General features: G+C 72.0%; 24 protein-coding genes, 1 rRNA gene and 1 pseudogene. 21 read left to right on the top strand and 5 right to left on the bottom strand.

Translation table 11 applies throughout. From position 1 onward, the window contains the following. The first annotated feature begins 39 nt into the window (after window positions 1-39). The 13 genes and pseudogenes from rrf to LV75_RS30550 all read left to right on the top strand — a co-directional run bounded on the left by rrf (window position 40) and on the right by LV75_RS30550 (window position 14,708). Window positions 40-156, top strand: a 5S ribosomal RNA gene (gene rrf, locus LV75_RS30610). A gap of 1,861 nt (window positions 157-2,017) precedes the next feature. Beyond that, the gene (locus LV75_RS30605) at window positions 2,018-3,031 is read left to right on the top strand and encodes a tetratricopeptide repeat protein (RefSeq protein WP_253890829.1); all 1,014 of its coding nucleotides are present in this window, start codon (window positions 2,018-2,020) and stop codon (window positions 3,029-3,031) included. Next, complete coding sequence (locus LV75_RS30600; protein ID WP_253890828.1) at window positions 3,024-4,004, top strand: HAD-IIA family hydrolase; 981 nt, start codon at window positions 3,024-3,026, stop codon at window positions 4,002-4,004. The genes LV75_RS30605 and LV75_RS30600 overlap by 8 nt, the downstream gene beginning before the upstream one ends. 13 nt (window positions 4,005-4,017) lie before the next feature. Beyond that, window positions 4,018-4,092, top strand: a pseudogene (locus tag LV75_RS30595) (hypothetical protein); the annotation flags it as partial. 406 nt (window positions 4,093-4,498) lie between these two features. Further along, window positions 4,499-4,687 (top strand): hypothetical protein, encoded by a 189-nt coding sequence (locus tag LV75_RS30590; protein WP_253890843.1) that lies wholly within the window; start codon window positions 4,499-4,501, stop codon window positions 4,685-4,687. A 4-nt stretch (window positions 4,688-4,691) separates the two neighbouring features. Next, window positions 4,692-5,498, top strand: a complete 807-nt coding sequence (locus LV75_RS30585; protein ID WP_253890827.1) for a TlyA family RNA methyltransferase — start codon at window positions 4,692-4,694, stop codon at window positions 5,496-5,498. After that, window positions 5,495-6,385, top strand: coding sequence for an NAD kinase (locus LV75_RS30580; RefSeq protein ID WP_253890826.1), 891 nt, complete (start codon window positions 5,495-5,497; stop codon window positions 6,383-6,385). The genes LV75_RS30585 and LV75_RS30580 overlap by 4 nt, the downstream gene beginning before the upstream one ends. A gap of 43 nt (window positions 6,386-6,428) precedes the next feature. Then, a complete protein-coding gene (gene recN / locus LV75_RS30575) occupies window positions 6,429-8,228 on the top strand; it encodes a DNA repair protein RecN (RefSeq protein ID WP_253890825.1) in 1,800 nt (599 codons plus the stop codon). Window positions 8,229-9,232: 1,004 nt separating this feature from the next. After that, window positions 9,233-10,417 carry a putative cytokinetic ring protein SteA gene (steA, locus tag LV75_RS30570; RefSeq protein WP_253890824.1) on the top strand — a complete coding sequence of 395 codons (1,185 nt, stop codon included), beginning with the start codon at window positions 9,233-9,235 and terminating at the stop codon, window positions 10,415-10,417. Next, window positions 10,414-11,355, top strand: coding sequence for a copper transporter (locus LV75_RS30565; protein WP_253890823.1), 942 nt, complete (start codon window positions 10,414-10,416; stop codon window positions 11,353-11,355). Before steA ends, LV75_RS30565 begins: the two co-directional genes overlap by 4 nt. A 176-nt stretch (window positions 11,356-11,531) precedes the next feature. Further along, window positions 11,532-12,191, top strand: coding sequence for a hypothetical protein (locus LV75_RS30560; protein ID WP_253890822.1), 660 nt, complete (start codon window positions 11,532-11,534; stop codon window positions 12,189-12,191). Between the two features lie 163 nt (window positions 12,192-12,354). Further along, window positions 12,355-14,055, top strand: coding sequence for a CTP synthase (gene pyrG, locus LV75_RS30555; RefSeq protein ID WP_253890821.1), 1,701 nt, complete (start codon window positions 12,355-12,357; stop codon window positions 14,053-14,055). Next, complete coding sequence (locus LV75_RS30550) at window positions 14,052-14,708, top strand: NUDIX domain-containing protein (RefSeq protein WP_372504261.1); 657 nt, start codon at window positions 14,052-14,054, stop codon at window positions 14,706-14,708. The genes pyrG and LV75_RS30550 overlap by 4 nt, the downstream gene beginning before the upstream one ends. A gap of 27 nt (window positions 14,709-14,735) precedes the next feature. On the opposite strand, the gene LV75_RS30545 is transcribed toward LV75_RS30550, so the two are convergent. Next, a complete protein-coding gene (locus LV75_RS30545) occupies window positions 14,736-15,239 on the bottom strand; it encodes a DUF1707 domain-containing protein (RefSeq protein WP_308211073.1) in 504 nt (167 codons plus the stop codon). A gap of 1,115 nt (window positions 15,240-16,354) precedes the next feature. On the opposite strand from LV75_RS30545, the gene xerD reads away from it, so the two are divergent. The 8 genes from xerD (at window position 16,355) to LV75_RS30505 (ending at window position 22,812) form a co-directional block, all read left to right on the top strand. Continuing rightward, on the top strand, window positions 16,355-17,290 hold the full coding sequence (gene xerD, locus LV75_RS30540) for a site-specific tyrosine recombinase XerD (RefSeq protein WP_253890820.1): 936 nt from the start codon (window positions 16,355-16,357) through the stop codon (window positions 17,288-17,290). A gap of 93 nt (window positions 17,291-17,383) precedes the next feature. Then, window positions 17,384-17,707 carry an ArsR/SmtB family transcription factor gene (locus LV75_RS30535; RefSeq protein WP_372504260.1) on the top strand — a complete coding sequence of 108 codons (324 nt, stop codon included), beginning with the start codon at window positions 17,384-17,386 and terminating at the stop codon, window positions 17,705-17,707. A 131-nt stretch (window positions 17,708-17,838) separates the two neighbouring features. Then, a complete protein-coding gene (locus LV75_RS30530) occupies window positions 17,839-18,780 on the top strand; it encodes a ParA family protein (RefSeq protein WP_253890819.1) in 942 nt (313 codons plus the stop codon). After that, window positions 18,714-19,031 (top strand): hypothetical protein, encoded by a 318-nt coding sequence (locus LV75_RS30525; RefSeq protein WP_253890839.1) that lies wholly within the window; start codon window positions 18,714-18,716, stop codon window positions 19,029-19,031. The genes LV75_RS30530 and LV75_RS30525 overlap by 67 nt, the downstream gene beginning before the upstream one ends. Then, window positions 19,028-19,843 (top strand): segregation and condensation protein A, encoded by an 816-nt coding sequence (locus LV75_RS30520; protein WP_253890818.1) that lies wholly within the window; start codon window positions 19,028-19,030, stop codon window positions 19,841-19,843. Before LV75_RS30525 ends, LV75_RS30520 begins: the two co-directional genes overlap by 4 nt. Window positions 19,844-20,006: 163 nt before the next feature. Further along, on the top strand, window positions 20,007-20,756 hold the full coding sequence (scpB, locus tag LV75_RS30515; protein ID WP_425547625.1) for an SMC-Scp complex subunit ScpB: 750 nt from the start codon (window positions 20,007-20,009) through the stop codon (window positions 20,754-20,756). Continuing rightward, window positions 20,746-21,501, top strand: coding sequence for a pseudouridine synthase (locus tag LV75_RS30510; RefSeq protein ID WP_253890816.1), 756 nt, complete (start codon window positions 20,746-20,748; stop codon window positions 21,499-21,501). The genes scpB and LV75_RS30510 overlap by 11 nt, the downstream gene beginning before the upstream one ends. Window positions 21,502-21,651: 150 nt before the next feature. Then, the gene (locus tag LV75_RS30505; RefSeq protein WP_253890815.1) at window positions 21,652-22,812 is read left to right on the top strand and encodes a DUF1015 family protein; all 1,161 of its coding nucleotides are present in this window, start codon (window positions 21,652-21,654) and stop codon (window positions 22,810-22,812) included. Window positions 22,813-22,915: 103 nt separating this feature from the next. Here LV75_RS30505 and LV75_RS30500 read toward each other — a convergent pair whose 3' ends face one another. From LV75_RS30500 to LV75_RS30485, 4 genes are all read right to left on the bottom strand, one after another. After that, window positions 22,916-24,094 carry a cation:proton antiporter gene (locus tag LV75_RS30500; RefSeq protein ID WP_253890814.1) on the bottom strand — a complete coding sequence of 393 codons (1,179 nt, stop codon included), beginning with the start codon at window positions 24,092-24,094 and terminating at the stop codon, window positions 22,916-22,918. Window positions 24,095-24,107: 13 nt separating this feature from the next. Next, window positions 24,108-24,581, bottom strand: a complete 474-nt coding sequence (locus LV75_RS30495; RefSeq protein ID WP_253890813.1) for a cation:proton antiporter regulatory subunit — start codon at window positions 24,579-24,581, stop codon at window positions 24,108-24,110. Window positions 24,582-24,619: 38 nt separating this feature from the next. Next, complete coding sequence (locus LV75_RS30490; RefSeq protein WP_253890812.1) at window positions 24,620-25,210, bottom strand: DUF4240 domain-containing protein; 591 nt, start codon at window positions 25,208-25,210, stop codon at window positions 24,620-24,622. 88 nt (window positions 25,211-25,298) lie between these two features. Further along, window positions 25,299-26,402, bottom strand: a complete 1,104-nt coding sequence (locus LV75_RS30485; protein WP_308211071.1) for an acyl-CoA dehydrogenase family protein — start codon at window positions 26,400-26,402, stop codon at window positions 25,299-25,301. Window positions 26,403-26,449 lie beyond the last annotated feature (47 nt).

The raw sequence follows: 26,449 nt of genomic DNA, 5'->3' as shown, positions 1-26,449 counted from the left end.
TTGTGTGGTGGGGTTGAGGTTGTGATTGTTTCATAGTGTTTCGGCGGTCATAGCGGTGGGGAAACGCCCGGTCCCATTCCGAACCCGGAAGCTAAGCCCACCTGCGCCGATGGTACTGCACTCGTGAGGGTGTGGGAGAGTAGGACGCCGCCGGACAATCATTCCCGAAAGGGCCTGTGGTGAGGCACGTGTAACGTGCGTCAGACCACAGGCCCTTTTCGGTGTTGTCGGAGCAAGGTGCGGGTAGCCCGCATGCGGGAGGATCCAGGTGTCCGAGTTCGGTCGAGGCAGCGGCGCTGACCGCGGCGACAAAGAATCAGGTCGTCGGCGCGACGCGGGCGACGCCCCCCGACGCGACACAGACCGTGGCGGCGATCGCCGTGACAACAACAAGCGAGACGACCGGGGCGGCTTCCGTTCCGGTGGTTCGGACCGCGGCGGGTACCGCCCAGGCGGCTCCGGTGGCTACCGGGGCACCGACCGCGACTCCCGGCCCGGCAGCTCTGACCGCGGCGGTTACCGCTCGGGTGGTTCAGCGGGCCGCTCCGATGACCGCGGCGGTTACAAGTCCGGTGGCTCTGACCGCGGCGGCTTCCGCCCAGGCGGTTCCCGCTCCGATGACCGCGGTGGCTACAAGTCCGGCGGTTCGGACCGCGGCGGCTTCCGGTCCGACGACCGCGGGTCCCGGTTCTCCGAGTCCGGCCGCGGCGACCGCACGGGCTTCCGTCCCGGTGGTTCGGACCGCGACCGCGGCGGCCGCTCTGACGACCGTGGCGGGTACCGCCCCGGCGGCTCAGATCGTAGTGGTGGCAACAGATCCGATGATCGCGGTGGTTACCGCGCGGGCGGTTCCGACCGTGGCGGCAGCCGATCCGATGACCGCGGTGGTTTCCGCTCTGGCGGTTCGGATCGTGGCGCCAGCCGGTCTGACGACCGTGGTGGTTACAAGTCGAGTGACCGCGGTGGCTACAAGTCCGACGATCGGGGCGGTTTCCGTTCCGGTGGCTCGGATCGCGGTGGCCGCTCTGACGAGCGTGGTGGCTTCCGCTCGGGCGGTTCGGATCGCGGCGGCTACAAGTCTGACGACCGTGGCGGCTATCGCGCGGGCGGTTCCGACCGCGACCGTGGTGGCTTCCGTTCCGGTGGTTCCGACCGTGGCGGCCGCTCTGATGACCGGGGCGGGTTCCGCTCTGGCGGCTCGGATCGCGGCGGCTACAAGTCTGGCGGCTCGGACCGCGGTGATCGTGGTGGCTTCAAGCCCGGTGGTTCGGATCGCGGTGGATTCCGCTCGAGTGGACCCGATCGCGGTGGCAGCCGGTCTGACGACCGCGGCGGTTTCCGTTCCGGTGGTTCGGATCGTGGCGCCAGCCGCTCTGATGACCGTGGCGGGTACAAGTCGAGCGACCGTGGTGGTTTCCGGTCCGATGACCGTGGTGGCTACAAGCCCAGGGACTCCGACCGTGGCGGTTACAAGTCCGGCGGGTCTGACCGTGGCCCCAGCCGGTCTGATGACCGTGGTGGCTACAAGTCGGGTGGTTCCGACCGGGGTGGCTACAAGTCCGCTGGCTCGGATCGGGGCGGTTTCCGCTCGGGCGGGTCTGACCGAGGCTCCAGCCGGTCCGATGATCGTGGTGGCTACAAGTCGACTGGCTCGGATCGTGGTGGTTACCGGTCTGGTGACTCCGACCGTGGCGCCAGCCGGTCTGAGGACCGCGGTGGCTACAAGTCCGGTGGCTCGGATCGCGGCGGGTCTCGGTTCTCCGAGTCCGGTCGTGGCGACCGCGCGGGTTTCCGGCCGGGTGGTTCGGATCGCGGCGGCAGCAGGCCCGATGACCGTGGTGGCTACAAGTCGGGCGGTTCCGACCGTGGCGGCTACAAGTCCAGGGACACCGACCGCGGCGCGAGCCGTGATGACCGCGGGCCTCGGTCGGACAGTTCCGAGCGTCGCGATGACGACCGCGGCGGGTTCCGGCCCGCGGGTCGGGGGCACTTCCGGGCCGATGACGCCGAGGTCGACGTGCCGCGGGGCGACAACGCCGACGCGGCCGACAACTCGTCGAGCGGGGCCGAGGACAAGCTTGCGGACCGTTCTGCGGCGGACGACCGCGTAGTCGAGGTGACCGGGCGGCGGGAGCCGCGGGCACGTGCCGACGAGCGGGACGTGGAGCCGGTCGAGTTCGGGCCGCGGTTGCCCGAGGGCGCCGACTACTCCGCGCTCGACGTCGAGGCGCGGGCCGGGCTGCGCAGCCTGCCCAAGTCGCTGGCCGAACTGGTCGGCAAGCACCTCGTCGCGGCCGGGATGCTCATCGACGAGGACCCCGAGCGGGCCCTCGTGCACGCCAGGTTCGCCCGTGAGCGGGCGGCGCGGGTCGCCATCGTGCGCGAAGCGGCCGGGCTGACCGCCTACCACGCGGGGGAGTGGGCCGAGGCCCTCTCCGAGCTGCGCGCGGTGCGGCGGATGAGCGGCGGCAACACCCACATCGCGATCATGGCCGACTGCGAGCGGGCGCTGGGCAGGCCGGAGCGGGCCCTGGAGCTCGCCAAGGAAGCCGGGCGCGACCTGCCGCCGGACGTGGCCGTGGAGCTGCGGATCGTCAGCGCGGGTGCGCGTCGCGACATGGGGCAGCTGGAGGCGGCGGTCGTCGGCCTGCAGGGCCCCGACCTGGAGCCCAAGCGCCGGGACCCGTGGAGCGCGCGGCTGTTCTACGCCTACGCCGACAACCTGGCGGCCGCGGGGCGCACCGAGGAGGCCATCCGCTGGTTCCTCAACGCGGCCCAGGCCGATGACGACGAGGACACCGACGCCGCCGAGCGCGCTTTCGAACTGGGCGCCGACGAGTCCGAGATCGCCGCCGCGCTGCCGGGGGAGACCGTCGAGGTCGACGACTCCGACGAGGGCACCGACGACTCCGAGGACAGCGAGCCCGAGGACGGTGACGAGTCCGACGACGCGGGCGAGTCCACCGCCGCGCCTGCCGAGGTCGTCGCGGACAGCGGGAAGCAGGCGAACAAGGACGCGGTGGATGGGTGATCGACTGCTCGACGGCTACGACGCCCTGCTGTTCGACCTCGACGGCACCGTGTACCGCGGTGGCCAGGCGATCAGCGGGGCGGCGGCGGCCGTCGCGGCGGCCAGGGCGGACGGCACCACCGTCCGCTTCGTCACCAACAACGCCTCCCGCTCGCCCGCCCAGGTCGCCGAACACCTGACCGGGCTGGGCGTCCCGACCGAGCCCGGCGAGGTCAGCACCAGCGCCCAAGCGGCCGCCGCTGTCCTCGCCGCCCGGTTGACCCCCGGTGAGCACGTCCTGGTCCTGGGCACGTCCGCGCTCGCCGCGGAGGTCACCGCCGTCGGCCTGACCCCCGTGCGCACCGCTGACGGTGTCGCCGCCGTCGTGCAGGGCCTGTCGCCGGACCTGAGCTGGAACGACCTCGCCGAGGCGGCGGTGGCGATCAACGCGGGCGCGCTGTGGATCGCCTGCAACGTCGACCGGACGCTGCCCACCGAGCGCGGCCTGCTGCCCGGTAACGGGTCCCTCGTGCACGCCCTGCGGTACGCGACCGAACGCGAGCCGGAGGTGGCGGGCAAGCCCGCGACCCCGCTGATGGACGAGTCCGTCCGCGCCGCGGCCGCGCACCGCCCGCTGGTGGTCGGCGACCGGCTCGACACCGACATCGAGGGCGCCGTCACCGCGGGCCTGGACTCCCTCCTGGTCCTCACCGGCGTCGCCACCCCCGCTGACGTGCTCGCCGCGGGCCCCGAGGCCCGACCCACCTACCTGGCCGCCGACCTCACCGCGATCACCGCCCCCGTCGCCGACCTCGAGATCGGCCCCAAACCCGGCTGGTCCCTGCGCCTAGAGCACGACACCATCACCATCACCGGCGACGGTGACCCACTAGACCTCCTACGCGCCCTCTGCGCCACGACCTGGTCCGCCCCCACCCCACCCCACCTCGGCGACCACCCCGCCCTCGCCACCCTCGGCCTCACCCGCCGCTGAGCTGTTCGCCTTAACGGGATCCACCGCCTACGCCTACTCGGCGGGCGGGCCCATCGCTTGGCCGGATGTGCAGGCGATGTTGGTGGTAGCGCCTGCTCTCCTTCTTGAGCCTTGCTCGCCTTCTGCCGAGCGTCGCTCGTTCTGATCTCCGCTAAGCCCTCGCCCGCGTCCTGCTGAGTCCTCACTCGCCACCCTGCTCAACTCACCTCGGACTCCCCTCGCCCAGCGTCGCGGCGGGTTCCCGGTAGTGCTGAGGCCTCCCCGTCCACAACCCCCCGAACCATCCACAGGTCACCCGTGCCCCCCTTGACAACCACTCGAATCGGATAGGCTCGAACGTGGGACCCCAGACCCCGGGTGGGTGGGCGCCACCACGCGAGTTGATCATGGAGTTGGGTCGGCGGGTGGGGTGGTGGCGGGTGGGGTTTCTCGGTTGGCGAACGAGTCGCTGCCGGATGGTGTGGCTGGTCATCGGATAGCGTGCAGGAGTGCAGGTGGAGTTCACCCCGACCCCAGGGCCCGTGCCCGGGCCGCCCCGCGACCCGGCTCGGGATGAGGCCATCGCCGAGGCGGTCGCCGGGCTCGACGGGCTTGGTGCGCTGCCGGTGGCCGAGCACGTCGACCGGTTCGACGCGGTGCACATCGCCCTCACGGCCGCGCTGGCCAGCATCGACAAGGTCTGAGGCAGTGCCCAGGAGGGCGCGCCTGGACGCCGAACTGGTCCGCAGGGGCCTCGCCCGTTCCCGCGACCACGCCAGTGAGCTCATCGCCGCGGGGCGGGTCACCATCCGCGGCACCGTCGCCAGCAAACCCGCCACCGGTGTGGAGACCGACGCCGCAGTGGTGGTCAAGGACGTCGACGACGACCCCAACTGGGCCTCTCGCGGCGCGCACAAGCTGATCGGCGCGCTGGACGCCTTCGCCGTCCCCGTCGAGGGCCGCCGCTGCCTCGACGCGGGCGCCTCGACCGGTGGCTTCACCGACGTGCTGCTGCGCCGGGGCGCCGCCCAGGTCGTGGCCGCCGATGTGGGTCGGGGGCAGTTGGTGTGGCGGCTGCAGAACGACGAGCGGGTCCTCATCAAGGACCGCACCAACGTCCGCGCGATCACCCCCGAGGACATCGACGGGCAGGTCGACCTGGTCGTCGCCGACCTGTCGTTCATCTCCGCGCGCCTGGTCATGCCCGCGCTGCACGGGTGCCTGCGCGACGACGGCGACCTGCTGCCGATGATCAAGCCGCAGTTCGAGGTCGGCAAGGAGCGGCTGGGCACCGGGGGCGTGGTGCGCGAGCCGGCGTTGCGGGTCGAGGTCGTGTCCCGGGTGCTGGTCGCCGCCGGTGAGCTGGGCTTGCGGGTGCACGGCGTCGTCGCCAGCCCGCTGCCGGGGCCCTCGGGCAACGTCGAGTACTTCGCGTGGCTGCGCCGGGGCGAGCCCCGCGCCGATGACGAGGTGACCGCCTTGGTCGAGACCGCCGTCGAGGAGGGACCGCAGTGACAGAGCAGCGCGAGATCCTGCTGGTCGTGCACACCGGTCGGGCGGAGAACCGGCGGGTGGCCGAGAAGGTCGCCACCTCCCTGGCCGCCGCCGGGGTGCGGCTGCGGGTCGTCGACGAGGAGGCCCCGGACCTGGACCCGTCCTGCTACAGCCGGGTCGTGCCGCTGGGCCCGGAGGCCGCCGTGGGCACCGAGCTGGTGTTCGTCCTCGGCGGGGACGGCACGCTGCTGCGCGCCGCCGAGCTGGCCCACCCGGCGGGGGTGCCGGTGCTGGGCGTGAACATGGGCCGGGTCGGGTTCCTCGCCGAGGCCGAGTCCGACGCGCTCGAGGAGGCGGTGGAGCTGGTCGTCGAACAGGGCTACCTGGTCGAGGAGCGGATGACCGTCGACGTCTCGGCCCGGCTCGACGACCTCGTCCTGGCCGACACCTGGGCGCTCAACGAGGCCAGCGTCGAGAAGAGCAGCCGCGAGCGGATCCTGGACGTGCGGGTCGACGTCGACGGCCGCCCGGTGTCCTCCTTCGGCTGCGACGGCGTGCTGTGCGCCACACCGACGGGGTCCACCGCCTACGCCTACTCGGCGGGCGGGCCCATCGTGTGGCCGGACGTGCAGGCGATGCTGGTGGTCCCCAGCAACGCGCACGCCATGTTCTCCCGACCGCTCGCGGTGTCCTCCCGCTCGGTGGTCGGCATCGAGGTCGACCCCGACGGCCAGCCCGCTGTGCTGTGCTGCGACGGGCGCCGGACCTTCGGGATCCCGCCCGGCGCGCGCATCGAGGTGCGCGGCGGCAGCCAGCCGATCCGGCTGGCCAGGCTGCGCGACGAGACCTTCACCGAACGCCTCGTGGACAAGTTCGACCTGCCCGTGCACGGGTGGCGCAGCCGATGAACCTGGGGACGGCGGCTTACCGCTGTCGCCGCGAGCCGCTAGGGTGCGCCCTGTGCTAGCCGAGATGCGCATCCAGGACCTCGGCGTGATCGACGAGGCCACGCTCGAACTCCACCCGGGTTTCACCGTCGTCACGGGGGAGACCGGCGCGGGCAAGACGATGGTGGTCACCGGCCTGCACCTGCTGTCCGGGGGCAGGGGCGAGGCCTCGCGGGTCCGCAGTGGGAAGCCGAAAGCCGTGGTCGAGGGCCGCTTCGAGGGGCTGACCGACACGCCTGCGGCGTCCGTGGCGACCGAGGCGGGCGCCGAACCCGACGACGACGGCAGCCTGATCACCCTGCGCACCGTCAGCACCGACGGCCGCTCCCGCGCCCACGTCGGGGGCCGCTCGGTCCCGGTCGGGGTACTGCAGGACCTGGCCGAGCAGCTGATCGCGGTGCACGGGCAGAACGACCAGCTGCGGCTGCTGCGGCCCGCCGAGCAGCGCGCGGTGATCGACCGTTTCGCCGGTGCCGACCTCGCCGACGTGCTGGCCGACTACCGGTCGGTGCGCGAGCAGTGGCTCGCGGTCACCGCCGAACTCGACGACCGCACCCGCCGGGCGCGCGAACTGGCCCGCGAGGCCGAGATCCTGCGGATGGGCCTGGAGGAGATCACCGCCGTCGACCCGCAGCCCGGCGAGGACACCGAGCTGGTCGAGCAGGCCCGCAGGCTGGCCGACGCCGACCAGCTGCGCGAGGCCGCGACCGGCGCGAGCTACGCGGTCTCCGGGTCTCCTGACGGCGACCCCGACGTGCCCGGCGCGCTCGGCCTCATCGGCGAGGCGCAGCGGCGCGTGGGCGCCTCCGACGACCCGCGGCTGCGCGAGCTGGAGTCGCGGCTGGCCGAGTCCGCCGTGCTGCTCACCGATGTGGGCGCCGAGCTCACCGCCTACCTCGACGCCCTCGACGCCGACCCGGCCGCGCTGGAGCGGGTGCTGGCCAGGCAGGCCGAGCTCAAGGCGCTGACCCGCAAGTACGCCGCCGACGCCGACGGCGTGCTGGCCTGGGCGCGCGACGCGGTCGACAAGCTGTCCGGGCTCGACACCTCCGAGGAGGCGCTCGGCGAACTGGCCGCGCGCAAGAAGGAGCTGGCGGTGCGGCTCGGCGAGCTGGCCGCGACGCTGAGCGGGGCCCGCTCGGTGGCCGCGGAGGCCCTCGCCAAGGCCGTCACCGACGAGCTCGGCGGACTGGCGATGGGCCAGTCCAGCGTGCAGATCTCGGTGCGCCCCCGTCCGGCCGAGGCGGGCGACCCGCTGGCGATCGAGGTCAACGGGGTCGCACTGCACGCGGGTCCCGACGGCGTCGACGACGTGGAACTGCTGCTGGTCGCCCACGACGGCGCCCAGCCGCTGCCGGTGCACAAGGGCGCCTCCGGCGGCGAGCTGTCGCGGGTCATGCTGGCCATCGAGGTCGTGCTCGCGCACACCGACCCGGTCCCGACCCTGGTGTTCGACGAGGTCGACGCGGGCGTCGGCGGCCGCGCCGCGGTGGAGATCGGCCGCCGACTGGCCCGACTCGCCCGCAGCCACCAGGTGATCGTGGTGACCCACCTGGCCCAGGTGGCCGCGTTCGCTGATCGCCACTTGATCGTGGACAAGGGAATCCACGGGGGTGTCACCCGAAGCGATGTCCGCACTTTGGGTGATCACGAACGGGTTGTTGAGTTGGCGCGGATGTTGGCGGGGATGGAGTCGACGGAAACCGGGCGGGCGCACGCTGAGGAATTGCTGGGGTTGGCGGAGGGCGAGAAGCACGACTGGAAGTTGACGGGGAAGCCGCGGCCGCAGCGCAAGAAGAAGTAGGCGCATAGCGGGCGGGGCCAGGGGTCGGCCTCGTCGCCTGGCGGCGAGCTCGGCGACCCGGGCGGACGGCCTCGTTGCCTAGCGGCAAGCTCGGCCACCGCGATCGGACGCCTCGTTGCCTGGCGGCAACATCGGGCCCGATCCGCGACAATGCGGAAAGCTCGATGGGGTGGACCTGTTTTGTGTGGGGCCCCTACGGCACCCGTGGCAGAACCGCAAAGCAGGGGCCGAAAAGACTGGCCCTGCCGCGTGGAAACGCTACGGGTGCCGTCCCCCCACACAAAACAGGTCCACCCCATCGAGCAGTTGGCACCAGCGACTCCGACGGCCGCCGGGCTGGGAAAGTGGGCTGGGGCGGACCTGACGGGGGGCGGGTTGGCACCGACGGGTCCGAGTGTCCAGTTGCTGGGTAGGTGGGCTGGGGCGGACCTGACGGCAGCCGGGTTGGCACCGACGGGTCCGACTGTCCAGTTGCTGGGCTGGCAGAGCCGACGAGGGCGGGGCTGGGCTGACACCGGCTGTTCCGAGTGCCCAGGGCTGGACAGGTGGGTTGGGGCGGACCTGACGGGGGGCGGGATGGCACCGCCGGGTCTCGAGTGTCCAGGCGCTGGGTTGGCAGGGCAGATGAGAGCGGGCTGGGTTGGCACCGCTGGGTCCGAGTGTCCGGGGGCTGGGCAGGTGGTTGGGGTGGGTCCTGGCGGGGGCGGGGTGGCACCTTGGCTTCTGAGCGTCCAGTGGCTGGGTTTGGGTGGGCTGGCGGGTGGTTGTCCACAACGTGTTCTGGTGTCCACAGGCCTTGATCGTTGGCCCCGGTTCTGTCGGGATCCGACAATAGGCTGTGTATCGGGGGCTCTTGCGGCAGATGATCTTGTGGGGCGGGCAGGACCCAGGGGCTTTGGGTGTCCAGTGGGCGACCAGCCGCATCCTGGGTCGGAACTGCTCCATTTGGACGAGCGCGGCGTGGCGTTCGGACTATCAACCGTTGGTTTGTCACCATCGGGCGCATGAGATTCCCGGGTTTGCTCAGCCGCTCTCAGCCGCCGCGGCCAGGGATCACCGGGCCTGCCCGGGTGGATCGGCGCACCGGTGACCTGCTGCGGCGGTTGTCGCCCGGTGATGTTGTTGTGCTCGACCACCTCGATCTCGACCGCGCTACCGCTGATGCGCTGTTGCGGGCTGAGGTGGCGGGTGTGGTCAACGCGTCGCCGTCGATTTCTGGGCGGTTTCCCAATCTGGGGCCGGAGTTGTTGGTCAACGCCGGGGTGCCGCTGATCGATGCGGTGGGGCAGGAGGCGCTGCGGACCATCAAGGAGGGCACCAAGCTGCGGTTGCACGAGGGGGCGGTCTACCTCGGTGACCGGGAGGTGGCCAGCGGGGTCCGGCAGACGCCGGAGACGATCGCCGATCAGATGATCGAGGCCAAGGCCGGGATGTCGGCGCAGTTGGAGGCGTTCTCCGCCAACACCATCGAGTTCCTCCGCCGGGAGCGGACCATGATCCTCGACGGGATCGGTGTGCCGCAGGTGCCGGTGGCGATGCGCGGGCGGCAGGTCGTGGTGGTCGCCCCCGGGGTCGACCACGTCGACGACCTGCGCAAGCTGCGCCGCTACATCTCCGAGCACCGGCCGGTGCTGATCGGGGTGGAGTCCGGGGCGGACGCGTTGACCGCGGCGGGTCACCGGCCGGACGTGGTCGTCGGCGACCCCGACGGCATCTCCACCGACACCCTGCGCGGTGGTGCGCGCATCGTCGTGCCCGCTTACGTCGACGGGCACGCGCCCGGTCTCAACCGCGTGCAGGACCTGGGCATCGAAGCGGTCACCTTCCCGGCGTCGGGCAACGCCGAGGACCTGGCGCTGCTGCTGGCCGACGCGCACGAGGCCAGCCTCGTTGTCGTCGTCGGGTTCCAGGCGACGCTGCGGGAGTTCCTCGACCGGGGCCGCTCCGGGTCCAACCCGTCGACCTTCCTCACCCGGCTCAAGCTCGGCGGCAAGATCGTCGACGGCAAGGCGGTGGCCACCCTGCACCGCAGCCGGGTCTCCGCGGGCGCGGTGGCCATCATGGTCGGCGCCGCGCTGCTCGCCATCACCGCCGCCATCGCGGTCTCCGGGGTCGGCGCCGCCTACGGCGGTTGGTTCGCCGACACCAGCGCCGCGGTGTTCTCCTGGGTCAAGGAGCTGTTCACGTGATCTCGTTGCGCTACCACATCACCTCCATCGCCGCGGTCTTCCTCGCCCTCGCCGTGGGGGTCGTGCTCGGGTCGACCACGCTGAGCCGGTCGCTGCTGTCCGGGCTCACCACCGAGAACACCGACCTGGGCACCCAGGTGAGCCAGTTGGAGCACGACCGCAACGCGCTGGGTGCCCGCCTCGCCGACGGCGACTCGTTCGCGGGCGCGGTCGGTCCGCTCGCGGTGCGCGGCGCGTTGGACAAACGCACGGTCGTGCTTGTCACCACCGCCGACGCCCGGCCTGCCGACCGGGACGCGGTGAAGGGCTTGGTGGCCAACGCGGGCGGCAGCGTCACCGGCGAGCTGCAACTCACCGACGCCTTCGCCGACCCGGCCAAAGCCGACCAGCTCAAGGAAATCGTCATCCGGCTGCTGCCCGCGGGTGTGCAGCTGCCGACGGCGACCGACCCGGGCACGCTCGCGGGCGGGTTGCTCGGCCCGCTGCTGCTCATCAGCGCGGCGACCAACGAACCGCAGGCGTCGCCGGAGGAGACCGCGGCCGCGTTCGCCGGGCTCACCGAAGGCGGGTTCCTCGCCGCCGTGCCGGACGTGAAACCCGCTCAGCTGGCCGTGATCCTGACCGGGGGAACGTCCACAGGGGAGGATGCGGGCGACCGCGCGGCCACCGTCGCCCGCTTCGCCGCCCAGGTCGACCGCTCCGGCGCGGGCGCGGTGTTGGCCGGGGGAGCGGGATCCGCGGACGGGGCTGGCGCGCTCGGCGTGGTCCGCGCGGACACCGCGGCGACCTCGATCCTGTCCACTGTGGACAATGTGGACACCCCGGCCGGTCGGGTGGTGGTGGTCCTCGCGCTCGCCGAGCAGGTGGCCGAGCGGGCCGGTCGCTACGGCAGCGCGGGCAACGCGCAGGCGGCCGCTCCCGGCGTGCCCGTGGGCTAATCGCCCTCACTCGCGCGAGTGACACCGTCGCTACCGGTCATGAGCATCCCTCACCAACGAGGGAAAGTCATTCCCGGACGGGTAAGGACAGTGATCAGCTGGTCATTTTCCGACCCCCGCGACCGATGTCGCCCGTGGCGGAAGTTCGTTCCGCCACGGGAGGTCAAGGAGTGAACATGCGGCACATCACCAAGGCGCGCATCGCGATCACCGCGGCGGCGGCGCTCACCGCGCTCGTCGCGGTCGGCACCCCGGCGTCGGCTGCGGCCACGTCGCCGGGCACGGCGTCGGTCGGCTCGGCCACCTACGCCAGGTTGGGCATCCCGGTCACGGTCGCCCCCGTCGCGCAATGCGCGGTCACGGGCCCGACCACGGCCACCTCGGGCACCGTCAGCGCCAGCGGTGTCCGCTTCGGCGGCGGCAACTCCAGTTGCACCACCAGAGTCGTGGACGCCGACGCGGGGCTGACCGAGACCAAGTCGGAGGCCACCGGCACCAACTTCGAGCTCTCCGCGCTGGTGCTGCTGGGCGGACCGCGGCTCAAGATCGGCACCTGGAAGGTGTCCTGCGTCGGTGACAACGACGGGTCCACCGCTGGCTGGTCCTTCGGCGGGCTCACCGGCCTGACCGCGCTGCCCAACCCGCTGCCGACCAACTACGTGCGCGAGCTCAAGGGCGCGCTCAACGAGACCCTGGCGACGGTGACCTTCAAGGAGGTGACCACGCCCTCGGACGGCAGCATCACGCTGAACGTGGCGCACATCCGGTTCCTGCCGCCGTCGGGTTACACCGGTGACGTCATCGTCGGGTCGACCGCCTGCTCGCCGACCCCGTGACCTCGCCGCGGCCCCGCCGTGGCGACACGTCGGGGCCGCGCGGCCGTGGGCTCGCGGGCGGGCCGCGCGGCTGGTGTTAGCATGAAACCCCGTGGACCGGCGCGGTCTAGAAAGCCGCGGCCAGCGCGACAACACCACCGCGACCTAGACCACGGGAGCCCTCTTGGCGCAGCACGCTCGGACGACCAAGCACGTCTTCGTCACCGGAGGCGTCGCCTCCTCGCTCGGCAAGGGGCTCACCGCCTCCAGCCTGGGTCAGTTGTTGACCTCGCGGGGCCTTCGGGTGACCATGCAGAAGCTGGACCCCTACCTCAACGTCGACCCCGGCACGATGAACCCGTTCCAGCACGGCGAGGTGTTCATCACCGAAGACGGGGCCGAGACCGACCTCGACATCGGCCACTACGAGCGCTTCCTCGACCGCAGCCTCTCCGGCAGCGCGAACGTGACCACCGGCCAGGTGTACTCGGCGGTGATCGCCAAGGAGCGGCGCGGCGAGTACCTCGGTGACACCGTGCAGGTCATCCCGCACATCACCGACGAGATCAAGGCCAGGATCCGGGCGATGGCCGAGCCGGACGCGCACGGCCGCGCGCCGGACGTCGTGATCACCGAGGTCGGCGGCACGGTGGGCGACATCGAGTCGCTGCCGTTCCTGGAGGCCTGCCGCCAGGTCCGCCACGACGTGGGCCGCGACAACGTGTTCTTCCTGCACGTGTCGCTGGTGCCCTACCTGGCGCCCTCCGGTGAGCTCAAGACCAAGCCGACCCAGCACTCGGTCGCCGCGCTGCGCAACATCGGCATCCAGCCCGACGCCATCGTCTGCCGCGCCGACCGGGAGATCCCCGACGGGCTCAAGCGCAAGATCGCGCTCATGTGCGATGTGGACACCGACGCGGTGGTCGCCGCGCCGGACGCCCCGTCGATCTACGACATCCCCCGGGTGCTGCACGGCGAGGGCCTCGACGCCTACGTGGTGCGCAGGCTCGGCCTGCCCTTCCGCGACGTCGACTGGACGGTGTGGGGCAACCTGCTCGACCGGGTGCACAAGCCGACCGAGACGGTGCGCGTCGCGCTGGTGGGCAAGTACGTCGACCTGCCGGACGCGTACCTGTCGGTGACCGAGGCGTTGCGCGCGGGTGGGTTCGCCCACCGGGCCAAGGTCGAGGTCATCTGGGTGCCCTCGGACGCCTGCGAGACCCCCACCGGCGCGGCGGCCGCGCTGTCCGGGGTGGACGGTGTGCTGATCCCGGGCGGGTTCGGCGTGCGCGGCATCGAGGGCAAGATCGGCGCCATCACCCACGCCAGGGTCAACCGGGTGCCGGTGCTGGGCCTGTGCCTTGGCCTGCAGTGCATGGTGATCGAGACCGCGCGCAACCTGGCGGGCATCGCGGGCGCCAACTCCGCGGAGTTCGCCGACGACACCACCGAGCCGGTGATCAGCACCATGGCCGACCAGCAGGACGTCGTCGCCGGTGAGCGCGACATGGGCGGCACCATGCGGCTGGGCTCCTACCCGGCGACGCTGGCCGCGGGGTCGGTGGTGGCCGGTGTCTACGGTGAGCGCGAGGTCACCGAGCGCCACCGGCACCGCTACGAGGTCAACAACGCCTACCGCGACCGGCTGACCCAGGCGGGTGTGCTGTTCTCCGGCACCTCGCCGGACGGTCGGCTGGTGGAGTTCGTGGAACTGCCCGCCGACGCGCACCCGTTCTTCGTCGGCACCCAGGCCCACCCGGAGCTCAAGAGCCGCCCCACCCGGCCGCACCCGCTGTTCGCCGGGTTCATCGGCGCCGCGCTGACCTACCTGCGCGCCGAGCGGCTGCCGGTGGACCTCGACGAGCCGGTGGCGGTGGACGCGTGAGCGGCACCCAGGGCCAGGGCACTCAGGGCCAGGGCACCGCAGGCCTGCACTCGTTCGACACGGTGTCCACACGCGACATCCACGTCGGCCGGATCCTGGCGCTGCGCCTGGACGAGGTCGCCATGCCCGGTGGCGGCACCGCGAACCGCGAGGTCGTGGAGCACCTGGGCGCGGTCGCGGTGGTCGCGCTCGACGACGACGGCGCGGTCACGCTGATCCACCAGTACCGGCACCCGGTCGGCGCCCGGCTGTGGGAGCTGCCCGCCGGGTTGATCGACCACGCCGAGGAGGACCCGCTGGCCGCCGCCGAGCGCGAGCTGGTCGAGGAGGTCGGGCTGACCGCGCGGGACTGGTCGGTGCTGGTCGACATCGCCGTCTCGCCGGGGTTCACCGACGAGGCGGTACGCGTCTACCTGGCCACCGGTCTGTCCACTGTGGAGCGCGTGGTGCTCGGCGAGGAGGAGGCCGACCTGGTGGTCGAGCGGGTGCCGCTGGCCGACGCCGTGCGCCGGGTGCTGGCGGGGGAGATCACCAACGCCGCCGCGGTCGCCGGGTTGCTCGCCGCGCAGGCGGTCACCGCGGGCGTGGTGTCGGCACGACCGGCCGACGCGCCGTGGGAGGGCCGACCGGAGGCGTTCGGGCGCCGGGGGTAACCGCCGCTCGGGCAGTTGCTCAGTTGCTCAGTCGCGCAGGCGGCGGCCTTCGGCGTCGAGGCCGCCGCTGACGAGCAGCACCACCCCGTCGATCAGGCACCAGATGCCGAAGCCGCCGCAGGTGAGCAGTTGCGCGACGGCGATGCCGTAGTGGCCGGTGTAGAAGCGGCCCGCGCCGAAGGGCACCAGGATCTGCAGCAGGCCCGCGACCACTTTGGACCGGTGCGAGTACACCTCGACGTAGGGCGCGGGCATGTGCGGCGGGTACGGCTGCGGGTAGCTGGGCATCGCCACCGGCGCGGGCGCGGCCCAGGTGGGCGGCACGAGGAACGGCGGGTGCGGCGCGGGCAAGTCGGTGAACAGCTCCCGCAGATCCCCCCGAGTCACCGCGTCCGCGGCCGCGCCGACCCGCTGCTCGTACTCGTCCATCGGTAACCGACCCTGCGCGAAGTGCTCACCCAGCGCGCGCATCGCGTCCTCGCGCTCGGTCGTGCCGACGCGCACGGAATCGGGACCACCTGGAGCGCTCACAACGCCCACGATACGTGATCATCTGTGGGCGCTGGGGCTGGTTGTCCACAATGCCTGTGGTGGTCCACAGGCATTGGTTGCTGCTGCTGGTTTGTCGGTGCGTCTCGGTAGGCTGTGTATTGGGGGCGCTTGTGGTGGATGATCTTGTGGGCGGTTCTGTGGTGGTTGGTTGTCCACAACGGTTCTGGCTGTCCACAGGGTGCTGGTTGCTGCTGCCGTTGTGTCGGTGCGCGTCGGTAGGCTGTGTATTTGGGGGCTTTTGATCAGGTTGATCTTGGCGTAGGCCGTGGTTGGGGATGCGGGGGAAGGGGTTCGGTGCCTTCGGGTCGGCTCGCCTGCGGCATCGCGACCCGGATCGGACGCCTCGTTGCCTAGCGGCAACATCGGGCCCGATCCGCGACAATGCGGAAAAGCTCGATGCGGTGGACCTGTTTTGTGCGGGGCCCCTACGACACCCGTGGCAGGACCGCAAAGCAGGGGCCGAAAAGCATGGCCCTGCTGCGAACGACGCTACGGCTGCCGTCCCCCCACACAAAACAGGTCCACCCCATCGAGCATTTGGCACCAGCGAGTCCGACTGTCCAGGTGCTGGGTTGGCAGGGCAGCCGAGAGCGGGCTGGGATGGCACCGCCAGGTCCGACTGTCCACGGGCTGAGCAGGTGGGTTAGGGCCGACCTGACGGAAGCCGGGGTGGCACCGCAGGGTCCGAGTGTCCAGGCGCTGGGAAAGTTGGCTGGGGCGGACCTGACGGGGGCGGGTTGGCACCGACGAGTCCGACTGTCCAGGGGCTGGCACTGTGGGTTGGGGCGGACCTTACGGAAACTGAGGGGTACCGGAGGCTTCGAGGAGCGCGGGGCGGGGCTGGTAGGGCTGACTCGGTGGGCTTGGGAGGGCACCGACTGTTCCGAGCGTCCAGTGGCTGGCTTGGGCGGGCTGGGGCGGACCTGACGGCAGTCGGGTTGGCGCCGCTGGGGTCGAGTGTCCAGGGGGTGGTCAGGTGGGTGGGGCGGACCTGACGGAGGTTGGGGTGGCATTGCGAGTCCGGGTGTCCAGGGGGGCGACCTGGGGGGCGACGCGGCTGCGGGGGCTGTTGGGCAGCGCCTAGGCTCGGGGGCATGGTTGACGGCTTGGGGGGAGCGGTGGGGGTGGTGCTGGGCACCTATCTCGACCACCTCGCCGTCGAGCGGGGGACGGCGGCGAATACGTTGGAGAGTTATCGTCGGGATTTGCGGCGGTACCTCGACCACCTGGCTGGGTGCGGGGTTCGTGAGCTGGGGGCGGTCACCGAGCGGCACGTCACCGATTTCCTCGTCCTGTTGCGCGAGGGCGATCCGGACCACCCTCCGCTCGCTGCGTCGTCGGCGGCGCGGGCTGTGGTGGCGGTGCGGGGGTTGCACCGGTTCGCCGTCAGGGAAGGGCTTGTTGAGCACGATGTGGCCCGGGCGGTGAAGCCGCCGACGCCGCCGCGGCGGTTGCCGAAGGCGTTGCCGGTCGATGATGTGCTGCGGTTGTTGGATACGCCGGTTGGTGATGGGCCGGGCACCCTGCGCGACCGGGCGCTGCTGGAGGTCCTCTACTCGACCGGCGCGCGCATCTCCGAGGCCGTTGGGCTCGACCTCGACGACCTCGACACGGTGGAGCGGACCGCCCTGCTCGACGGCAAGGGGGGCAAGCAGCGGTTGGTCCCGATCGGACGGCCCGCGTTGGCCGCTGTTGACGCCTACCTGGTGCGCGCCCGACCGGGGTTGGCCGCCGCCGGGCGCGGGACGCCCGCCTTGTTCCTCAACCGGCGCGGGGGGCGGTTGTCGCGGCAGAGCGCGTGGACGGCGCTGAAGGTCGCCGCCGAGCAGGCGGGGATCACCGCGGCGGTCTCGCCGCACACGTTGCGGCACTGCTTCGCCACGCACCTGCTCGAGGGCGGCGCCGACGTCCGGGTCGTGCAGGAGCTGCTCGGGCACGCCTCGGTGACCACCACCCAGATCTACACGCTCGTGACGGTGACCACCCTGCGTGAGGTCTACGCCACCGCGCACCCGAGGGCGCTCGGCTAGTCGAGCCGCGGTGGCAGCGGTTGAGGTGAAAACTCCCGAAGTCAACCAGTTTCCGATGATCCTTCCCCTACTCTGTTCGGCCGGAGGTGCGCGATGGGCGCGATGGGCGAGGTGGACGAACCTGGGACGCTGCGGCTGACCCTGCCGGAGGTGCTGCACGCGTTCAGTGACCCGACCCGGCTGGCTGTGGTGACCCAGTTGGCGGCGGCGGGGGAGATGTCGTGCGGCAACCTCGACGTCTCGGTGGCCAAGTCGACGTTGTCGCAACACCTGCGGGTGCTGCGCGAGGCGGGGGTGACCCACACCCGCCGCGACGGCAACCAGCGCTGGCTCTCGCTGCGCCGCGACGACCTGGACCTGCGGTTCCCCGGTCTGCTGGAGTCGGTGCTGGGCTCGGTGGCACGGGTCGAGCACTGAGATCGGGTCGCCGGTGGGGCTTGACAGGGCGTGACGCGTGTGGCGTGTTGCGGCGAGCCGCGTTGGTCGCTGACCGGCGCCCGCTTACGCTGCGCGTGACAGCAACGCAGGCGACAAGGAGCTAGATCGCCATGTCGACACTTCCGCACGGGCGGGTGGTGGATCGCGGCGCCGTGGAGTTGAGCATCGCCCCGCGGGCCGCATCCGACGCAGACGACGACGGGCCTGAGGAGCTCCACGGCACCGGGGCGGGCCCGACCGGCCGCCCCAAGCGGCACATCCCCGAACCCGCGCTGCTCGAGCACCACGGGCCCGCGCGGGTGCTGGCGATGTGCAACCAGAAGGGCGGCGTCGGCAAGACGACCTCGACGATAAACCTCGGCGCGGCGCTCACCGAGTTCGGCCGCCGGGTGCTGCTCGTCGACTTCGACCCGCAGGGCGCGCTGTCGGTCGGCCTGGGCATCCCGGCCCACCAGCTCGACCGCACCATCTACAACGTGCTCATCGAGCGCTCGGTCGGCATCGAGGACGTGGTCATCCGCACCGGTGTGGAGAACATGGACCTGCTGCCGAGCAACATCGACCTGTCCGCCGCCGAGGTGCAGCTGGTCTCCGAGGTCGGCCGCGAGCACTCGCTGCTGCGCACCATCCGCCCGGTGCTCGACGCCTACGACTACATCCTGGTCGACTGCCAGCCCTCGCTCGGTCTGCTCACCGTCAACGCGCTCGCCGCGGCCGACGGGGTGCTCATCCCGCTGGAGTGCGAGTTCTTCAGCCTGCGCGGGGTGGCGCTGCTGATCGACACCATCGAGAAGGTGCGCGAGCGGCTCAACCCGAAGCTGCAGATCACCGGCATCCTCGCCACCATGTTCGACCCGCGCACGCTGCACTCGCGCGAGGTGATGGCCCGCGTCGTGGAGGCGTTCAAGGACACCGTGTTCGACACCGTCATCAACCGCACCGTGCGGTTCCCCGAGACCACCGTGGCCGGTGAGCCGATCACCACCTGGGCGCCGCGCTCGGCGGGCGCCAAGGCCTACCGCCAGCTCGCCCGCGAGGTGATCGCCCGGTGACGCAGCTGTTCGACCCGGTCCCCCACGGCACGCCGCGGCAGAAGCACAGCTCGAAGATCACCGTCTACGTCTCCGACGAGGAGCTGCTCGCCCTCGAACAGGCCAGGCTCACCCTGCGCGCCGGGTTCGGCGTCGCCGTCGACCGCGGCCGGGTGGTGCGCGAGGCGGTGGCCACCGCGCTGGCCGACCTCGCCGAGAACGGCGCCGACTCGGTCCTCGTGCGCAGGCTGCGCCAGGACGGCGGCCAGTGACCGAGCTCGACCCCGCGACCGGGTCCGGTCGCTTCACCGTGCGGCTGTCGAACTTCGAGGGACCCTTCGACCTGCTGCTGCAGCTGATCTCCCAGCACCAGATGGACGTGACCGAGGTCGCGCTGCACCAGGTCACCGACGACTTCATCGCCCACATCCGCTCGCTCGGCGACGCCTGGAGCCTGGACGAGACCACCGAGTTCCTCGTCGTCGCCGCGACCCTGCTCGACCTCAAGGCGGCCAGGCTGCTGCCCGCGGGCGACGTGGAGGACGAGGCGGACCTGGCGCTGCTGGAGGCCCGCGACCTGCTGTTCGCGCGGCTGCTGCAGTACCGGGCGTACAAGCAGGTCGCGGCGCTGTTCAGCGAGCTCGAGGCCGGTGCGCTGCGCCGCTACCCGCGCTCGGTGGCGCTGGAGGACCGCTACCAGCAGCTGCTGCCGGAGGTCATGCTCGGCGTCGACCCGGCCCGCTTCGCCAAGATCGCGACCGCGGTGTTCAGCCCCAAGCCGCCACCGGTGCTGTCGCTGGACCACCTGCACATGGGCAAGGTGTCGGTCCGCGAGACCGCCGGGCTGCTGCGCGTCAAGCTGGCCGAGCTGGGGCGGGCCAGCTTCGCCGACCTGGTGGCCGATTGCGAGCACACCATCGAGATCGTCGCCCGGTTCCTGGCGCTGCTGGAGCTCTACCGGGAGGCGACCGTGCTGTTCGAGCAGGACGAGCCGCTGGGGGAGCTGCACGTGGAGTGGACCGGCGGCGCCCTGACCGAGGTGGCGGCGGCACCGGTGGCGACCGAGGACGAGGACTATGGCTGACGACGACCAGACCGCGACCGACCGAATCGCGACCGACCAAACCGTGACCGACCAGACCGTGACCGAGCAGACCGGCGCCGGGTCGGCCCGGACCGAGTCGGCCGCGACCGGGCCCGCCGCCGAACCGGGTGCCGAGCCGGGTGGTGTCGATCCCGCCGAGCCGGTGGGCGACGAGCCGCTCGGTGGTGGTGCCGGGGCGGCGGAGCCGGTCGATGATGATCATGTGACGGACGACTCAACCGGTGCCGATCCGGCGTCCGCGCCGGGTGGGGCGGACCCGGCCGACGAGTCGCCCGAGGACGCCGCGGACGGCGCCGAGGGGGATCCCGAGGCCGATCTGGTGCAGGCCGGGTCCGGGTTCCCCGACCTCACCGAGGACGCCGACCTCGACTCCGCGCTGGAGGCGTTGCTGCTGGTCGTGGACGCCCCGGCCGAGGACGAGCTGCTGGCCGTGGCGACCGATCAGCCGGTCCGCCGGGTGCGCGAGGCGCTGCGGCGGATCGCGGCGCGCTACACCGAAGCGGGCAGCGGGATCGACCTGCGCCGGGTGAGCGAGGGGTGGCGGTTGTTCACCCGCGACCGGTTCGCGCCGGTGGTGGAGAAGCTGTTGCTCGACGGGCAACGGGCCAAGCTCACCAGGGCCGCTTTGGAGACACTGGCCGTCATCGCCTACCGTCAGCCGGTGACCCGGTCCCGGGTCGCCGCGGTGCGCGGGGTCAACGTCGACGGTGTCATCCGCACCCTGGTGGTGCGCGGGCTGATCGAGGAGACCGGGACCGATCCGGAGACAGGTGGGATCCTGTACCGCACGACCGAGTTGTTCCTGGAGCGGTTGGGGCTGTCCTCGTTGGAGGACCTGCCGCCCATCGCCCCGTTGCTGCCAGAAGTGGATGCGATCGACGATGTCAACTAGCCCGCAGGGGTCAACCAGCCCGCAGGGCATCCGGCTGCAGAAGGTCCTCTCCAGCGCGGGGGTGGCCTCGCGCCGCGCCGCCGAGGACCTCATCGACCAGGGTCGGGTCAGCGTCGACGGCGAGGTCGTGCGCGAGCAGGGCCTGCGGGTCGACCCGGACAGCGTGGTCATCCACGTGGACGGGGTGCGGGTGGTGGTCCGCGAGGACCGGGTCTACCTCGCGCTGAACAAGCCGCGCGGGGTGCACAGCACCATGGAGGACGACCGCGGTCGCCCGTGCGTCGGCGACTACCTGCGCGGCCGCGCCGACAAGCTGTTCCACGTCGGGCGCCTCGACGCCGAGACCGAGGGCCTGCTGCTGTTCACCAACGACGGCGACCTCGCGCACCGGCTGATGCACCCGTCGTTCGAGGTGCTCAAGACCTACCTCGCCGAGGTGCCCGGCCCGGTCGCCCGCGACGTCGGCAGGCGCCTGCGCGAGGGGGTCATGCTCGACGACGGGCCCGCGCGGGTCGACTCGTTCCGCATGGTCGACAGCTACGCGGGCAAGGCGCTGATCGAGATCGTGCTGCACGAGGGGCGCAAGCACATCGTGCGGCGGATGCTCGAGGAGGTCGGCCACCCGGTGCTCAAGCTGGTGCGCACCCAGATCGGCGACGTCCGGCTGGGCGGGCAGCGGCCGGGGTCGATGCGCGCGCTCAACCGCACCGAGGTCGGCGCGCTCTACTCCGCCGTCGATCTCTGAGCCGTCGACCGCTGAGCCGTCGACCGCTGAGCCCGCGGGGGCAGGCGGAGGTCACGCGGCGACGGCCCTCGCGTCCGTGGAAACGGACACAGAGGACGCTCCGCCCGGTGGGCGCCGCGTGGTGATCGCCGATGCGGCACGATGATCGGCATGAGTGAGTGGGTCCGCCCGATCAGGCGGGGGTGGATTGTCCGGGCCGAGGTGCCCGGGCCCGACGTCGACGAGTTCGCCGACGCCGACCGGGTGGTGGCCGCGCTGGCCCGGCCGGGGACCAGCGGGTCCCTGCTGGCCGTGCAGCACCCGCACCGCACACCGGCGGCGCTGGCGGCCGGGCACGGTCTGCTGGACGTGCTGGCCGGGGCCAGGCGGACGTTGCGCGACCTCGAGCGGGCCGCGTACCGGCCGGTGGCCGACGTGATCGCGCCCTACCGGGTGGACGGTCCGGACGGGGCGGCGACCGGGGTGCTGTGCATGGTCGACCCCGCCGCGGTGGGGGCCGACGGCGTGTCGTGGGTGCGCCACAGCGAACAGGTCTACCCGGAGGTCGTCGCCGAGCGGGCCGCCGTCCTCACCGGACTCGGCTGCGCCACCAGTGCGGCCCTGCTGATCCCGGTCACCGACGGCCAGTTGCTCACCGACACCGTCGACCAGGCGATCGCCGCGGCTGGTGCCCCCGCTGTCTCCACAGTGGACTCCGCGGGGCGGCGCCACCAGGTGTGGCTGCTGGGCCCCGGTCCCATCCGCGACGCCGTGCTGACCGTCGTCGCCGCCCGCCCCCTGATGGTCGCCGACGGCAACCACCGCGTCGCCGCCGCGGCCGCCGCGGACCTGGGTGGCTTGCTGGCACTGGTCACCGCTGGCCCCGGCCTGCGGATCGGCGCGTACCACCGGGTCCTCACCGGCACCGGGCTCGACGCCGACGCGTTGGCCAGCGCGTGGCGGTCGGTCGGCGTTCAGGTGCGCGAAGTGCCCAGCGCGGCGGCTCCCGTGGACCCGGGAACGGTCGTCGTCGAGTCCCACGGCCGGACGTTGTGCCTGGACCTGCCGCCGTCGACCGCGCTCGACCACGCCCAGGTCGAACTGCTGCTGTTGCACGAGGCGCTGAAGGTGGACCCGGAAGGTCCGCACGTGCGACCACTACCCGACGGCCGCACACCGGATGTCGAGGTCGACGCGGTGTTGCGATTGGCGCCCGTCCCACTCGCACAGGTGCTGGCCGTCCACGCCGCCGGTGGTCGGATGCCGCGCAAGAGCACCTACTTCACGCCGAAACCCCGCAGCGGACTGCTCCTCGCCGACCTGGACCGCTGAACTCCGACTGCCCTGACTCGGCCGTCGAGGCAACGTGGCGGGTTGCTGGCCGACCCGGGCTGGATGACCGGTTCAGCCATGGGCAGTTGTCAGCCGAGGTGGGTCAGGCGGCGGCGGGCTTGGGCTTGCCCATGAACACCCGGGTGACGGGTTCGACCACGCGCGCGGCCACGGGGCCGAGGATTGCCATGAGCAGCACGTAGGCGGTGGCGAGGGCGGCCAGTTGCTTGTCGACGGCGCCCGCGCTGACCGCCAAGCCCGCGATGACGATGGAGAACTCGCCGCGGGCGACCAGGGCGGCGCCCGCTCTCGCCTTGCCCAGCGTCGAGATGCCCTGCCTGCTCGCGGCGAACCACCCGGTGCCGATCTTGGTCGCCGTGGTGACCACCGCCAGCGCGATGGCGAAGCCCAGCACCGGCGGGATGCTGCTCGGGTCGGTGTTGAGCCCGAACACCACGAAGAACATGGCCGCGAACAGGTCCCGCAGCGGTTCCAGCAGCTTGGTGGCGTTCTCCGCGGTCGACCCGGAGATCGCGATGCCCAGCAGGAACGCGCCGACCGCCGCCGACACCTGCAGCTGCGAGGCCAACCCGGCCACCAGCAGGGCCGCGCCGAGCACGCGCAGGAGGAACACCTCGGGCTCCGGGCTGTCGACCAGCACCGAGACGTACCGGCCGAACCGCAGCGCCACCACGAGGACCACGGTCACGGCCACCAGCGCCACGCCGACGGCGGTGAGCCCACCGAGCAGCGTCGCCCCGGCCAGCAGCGCGGTGAGGATGGGCAGGTACACCGCCATCGCCAGGTCCTCGAACACCAGGATCGACAGGACCACCGGCGTTTCCCGGTTGCCCAACCTGCCCAGGTCGCCGAGGACCTTCGCCACGATGCCCGAGGACGAGATGTAGGTGACGCCCGCCATCGCCAGCGCGCCAACCGGCCCCCAGCCCAGCCACAGCGCCACCACGGCACCGGGCAGGGCGTTCAGCACGATGTCGACCACGCCTGCCAGCCAGGACCGCTTCAGCCCGGTGACCAGCTCGGCCGCCGAGTACTCCAGGCCGAGCAGCAGCAGGAGCAGGACGACGCCGATCTCGCTGGCGATCGTGGTGAAGCCCTCGATGCCTTCTAAAGGCACCAGGCCGCCCGCGCCGAAGGCGAGCCCGCCGATCAGGTACAGCGGGATCGGGGACACGCCGATGCGCCAGGCCAGCCTCCCGAGCACACCCAGCCCGAAGAAGACCGCACCCAGCTCGATCAACGAGATGGAGGAATCGTGCAAGTGCCTGACCCCGTCAGCCGCGTTCGAGGACTTCGGCGGCCTTGGCCAGGCCGTCGGCGGTGCCGACGGTGACTAACAGGTCGCCCCCGCCCAGCGCGAAGTCCGGCTGCGGCGACGGGTGCACGGTGCCCGCGCGGACCACCGCGACCACCGAGACCGCGGTGCGCGTGCGCAGCGCCGTGTCGCCCAGCGTCCGCCCGTCGTAGGGCGAGTTGGGCGCGATGGGCAGCTGCCGGGTGCTCACCCCGGGCGCCTGGTCGCGCAGCTGGGCGACCAGGTTCGGCGCGCCGAGCAGGTTCGCCAGCGCGGCGGACTCCTCCACGGTCAGCGGGATCGACGCGACGCAGGAGTCCGGGTCGTCGTGGCGGGACACCACCAGGTCGAAGTGCCCGTCCCGGTGCGTGATCACCCCGATCCGGCGGCCGGTCCTGGACACGAAGTCATGGCGGGTCCCGATACCCGGCAGCGGAGTCACCTCGACGTTCACCACACCACGGTAACAAGCGCGGCGCCCGTTTCGTTCCCTCAGGCGCGCGCGTCACGCGCCGAGAACAGCGCCCACAGCCGCGGCAGCCTGGCCCGCACCTGCTCCTCGTCCTCGATGTCCCACTCGGCGTCGGCCGCTCGACCCTCCCGCGCCACGGGGACCGCGAGCTCGCGGCCGGTGACTTCTTGGTGCGCCTCGTGCGCGGCGAAGTCCAGGCTCTCCCACTCCGGCCAGTCCTGGTCGGACCACTCCCGCATCGGTCTCGCCGCCAACCCCCGCACCCCGGGCACCTCCGCCAGGCTGTCCGGATCGGCGACGGCCCGGTCGAAGACCTCGCGACCGAGCGTCAGCAGCCACAACTGGAAGTAGCAGAACCCGTCACCGGAGCACCCCTCCTCGATCAGGTGCGCCGCCGCCCACATCGTCCAGGTGTCCGCCCGCCGCCGGACCTCGGCCAACCGCCGCGCGAAGTCCACCACCTCCGCCACCGGCAACCGCGTCAACTCCTCGGCGAGCCACTCGCTCTGCTCGTCGCGATCCCCGGCCTGCTCGGTCGTCCTGCTGATCAGCTGCCAGAACGCGTCGTCGGTCATGCCGCTGATCATGCCGGTGCCCCCCGACAGCGGCACCGGTCATGATCATCACAATCCCTGCCGCGCAGCCGGTCTGACCGCACTTCACCGCTGCGGTCGGCCTGATGTGCGGGGGTCCTTGAGGTCAGTGCTGGGGGCGGAAGAGTTGGCGGGCGATGATCTCGCGTTGGACCTCGGAGGCGCCCTCGTAGATGCGGGGGGCGCGGACCTCGCGGTAGAGGTGTTCGAGGAGGTGGCCGCGTTCTAGGGCTCGGGCGCCGTGGACTTGGATGGCCAGGTCGACGGCGGTTTGGGCGGTTTCGGTGGCGAACAGCTTGGCCATGGCCGAGAGGTGGCCGGTGGTGCCGGGGGCGGTGTCGTAGGCGGCGGCCGCGTGGTGGACCAGGAGGCGGGAGGCGTGCAGGCGGGTGGCCACGTCGGCTAGTTGGTGGGAGATGCCCTGGAAGGCCGACAGGGGTTTGCCGAACGCCTGGCGGGTGGCGGCGTGGGTGACGGCGGAGTCGAGGGCGGCTTGGGCCATGCCCACGGCGAAGGCGCCGACGCTGGGGCGGAACATGTCCAGGGTGCGCATGGCGACCGACCAGCCGCCGTTGACCTCGCCGAGGACGTTGGCGCGCGGGACGCGGACCTGGGTGAAGCGCAGGCGGCCGATGGCGTGCGGGGCCAGCAGGTCCTGCGCCGACCCGTCGAGGCCGGGGGTGGCGCGGGGGACGGCGAAGGCCGTGATGCCCTTGGCGCCGGTGTCGGCGGTGCGGGCGAAGACCGAGTAGACGTCGGCGTCGGGGGCGTTGGAGATGTAGGTCTTCTCGCCGGTGAGCAGGAAGTCGTCGCCGTCGGGGGTGGCCTGGAGGGTGAGGTGCGCGGCGTCGGAGCCCGCCTCCGGCTCGGTGAGGGCGAAACCGACCGCTGCCGTACCCGCCGCGATGCCGGGGATCCAGGTGGCGACCGTCTCGGGGGAGCCCGCGAGCAGGATCGGGTACGCCCCGAGGCCCTGCAGGGCGAACGCGGTCTCGGCCTCGGTGCAGTGCCTGGCCAGGGCCTCGCGGATCACGCACAGGACCAGCGCCTTCGCCGGGCCGTCGCCGAAGATCTCGGCGAGGACGCCGTGGTCGGCGAGGGCCTTGAGCAGGGGGCGGTTCAGGGTGCCGGGGGTGCCGCCCTCAGCTGCTGTCCGGAGTGGACCTTGGGCGAGCTCTTCGCAGCGCACGCGGAGGTCGTCATGTGTCACGGGGACCGCCGTTCGAGGACGAGGGGAATGTCCGGCTCTCGCAGTGT

It is taken from the genome of Actinokineospora diospyrosa (genome assembly GCF_024171925.1).
GTDB classification, from domain to species: domain Bacteria; phylum Actinomycetota; class Actinomycetes; order Mycobacteriales; family Pseudonocardiaceae; genus Actinokineospora; species Actinokineospora diospyrosa.
This window is presented reverse-complemented; position numbering and strand designations above follow the sequence as displayed.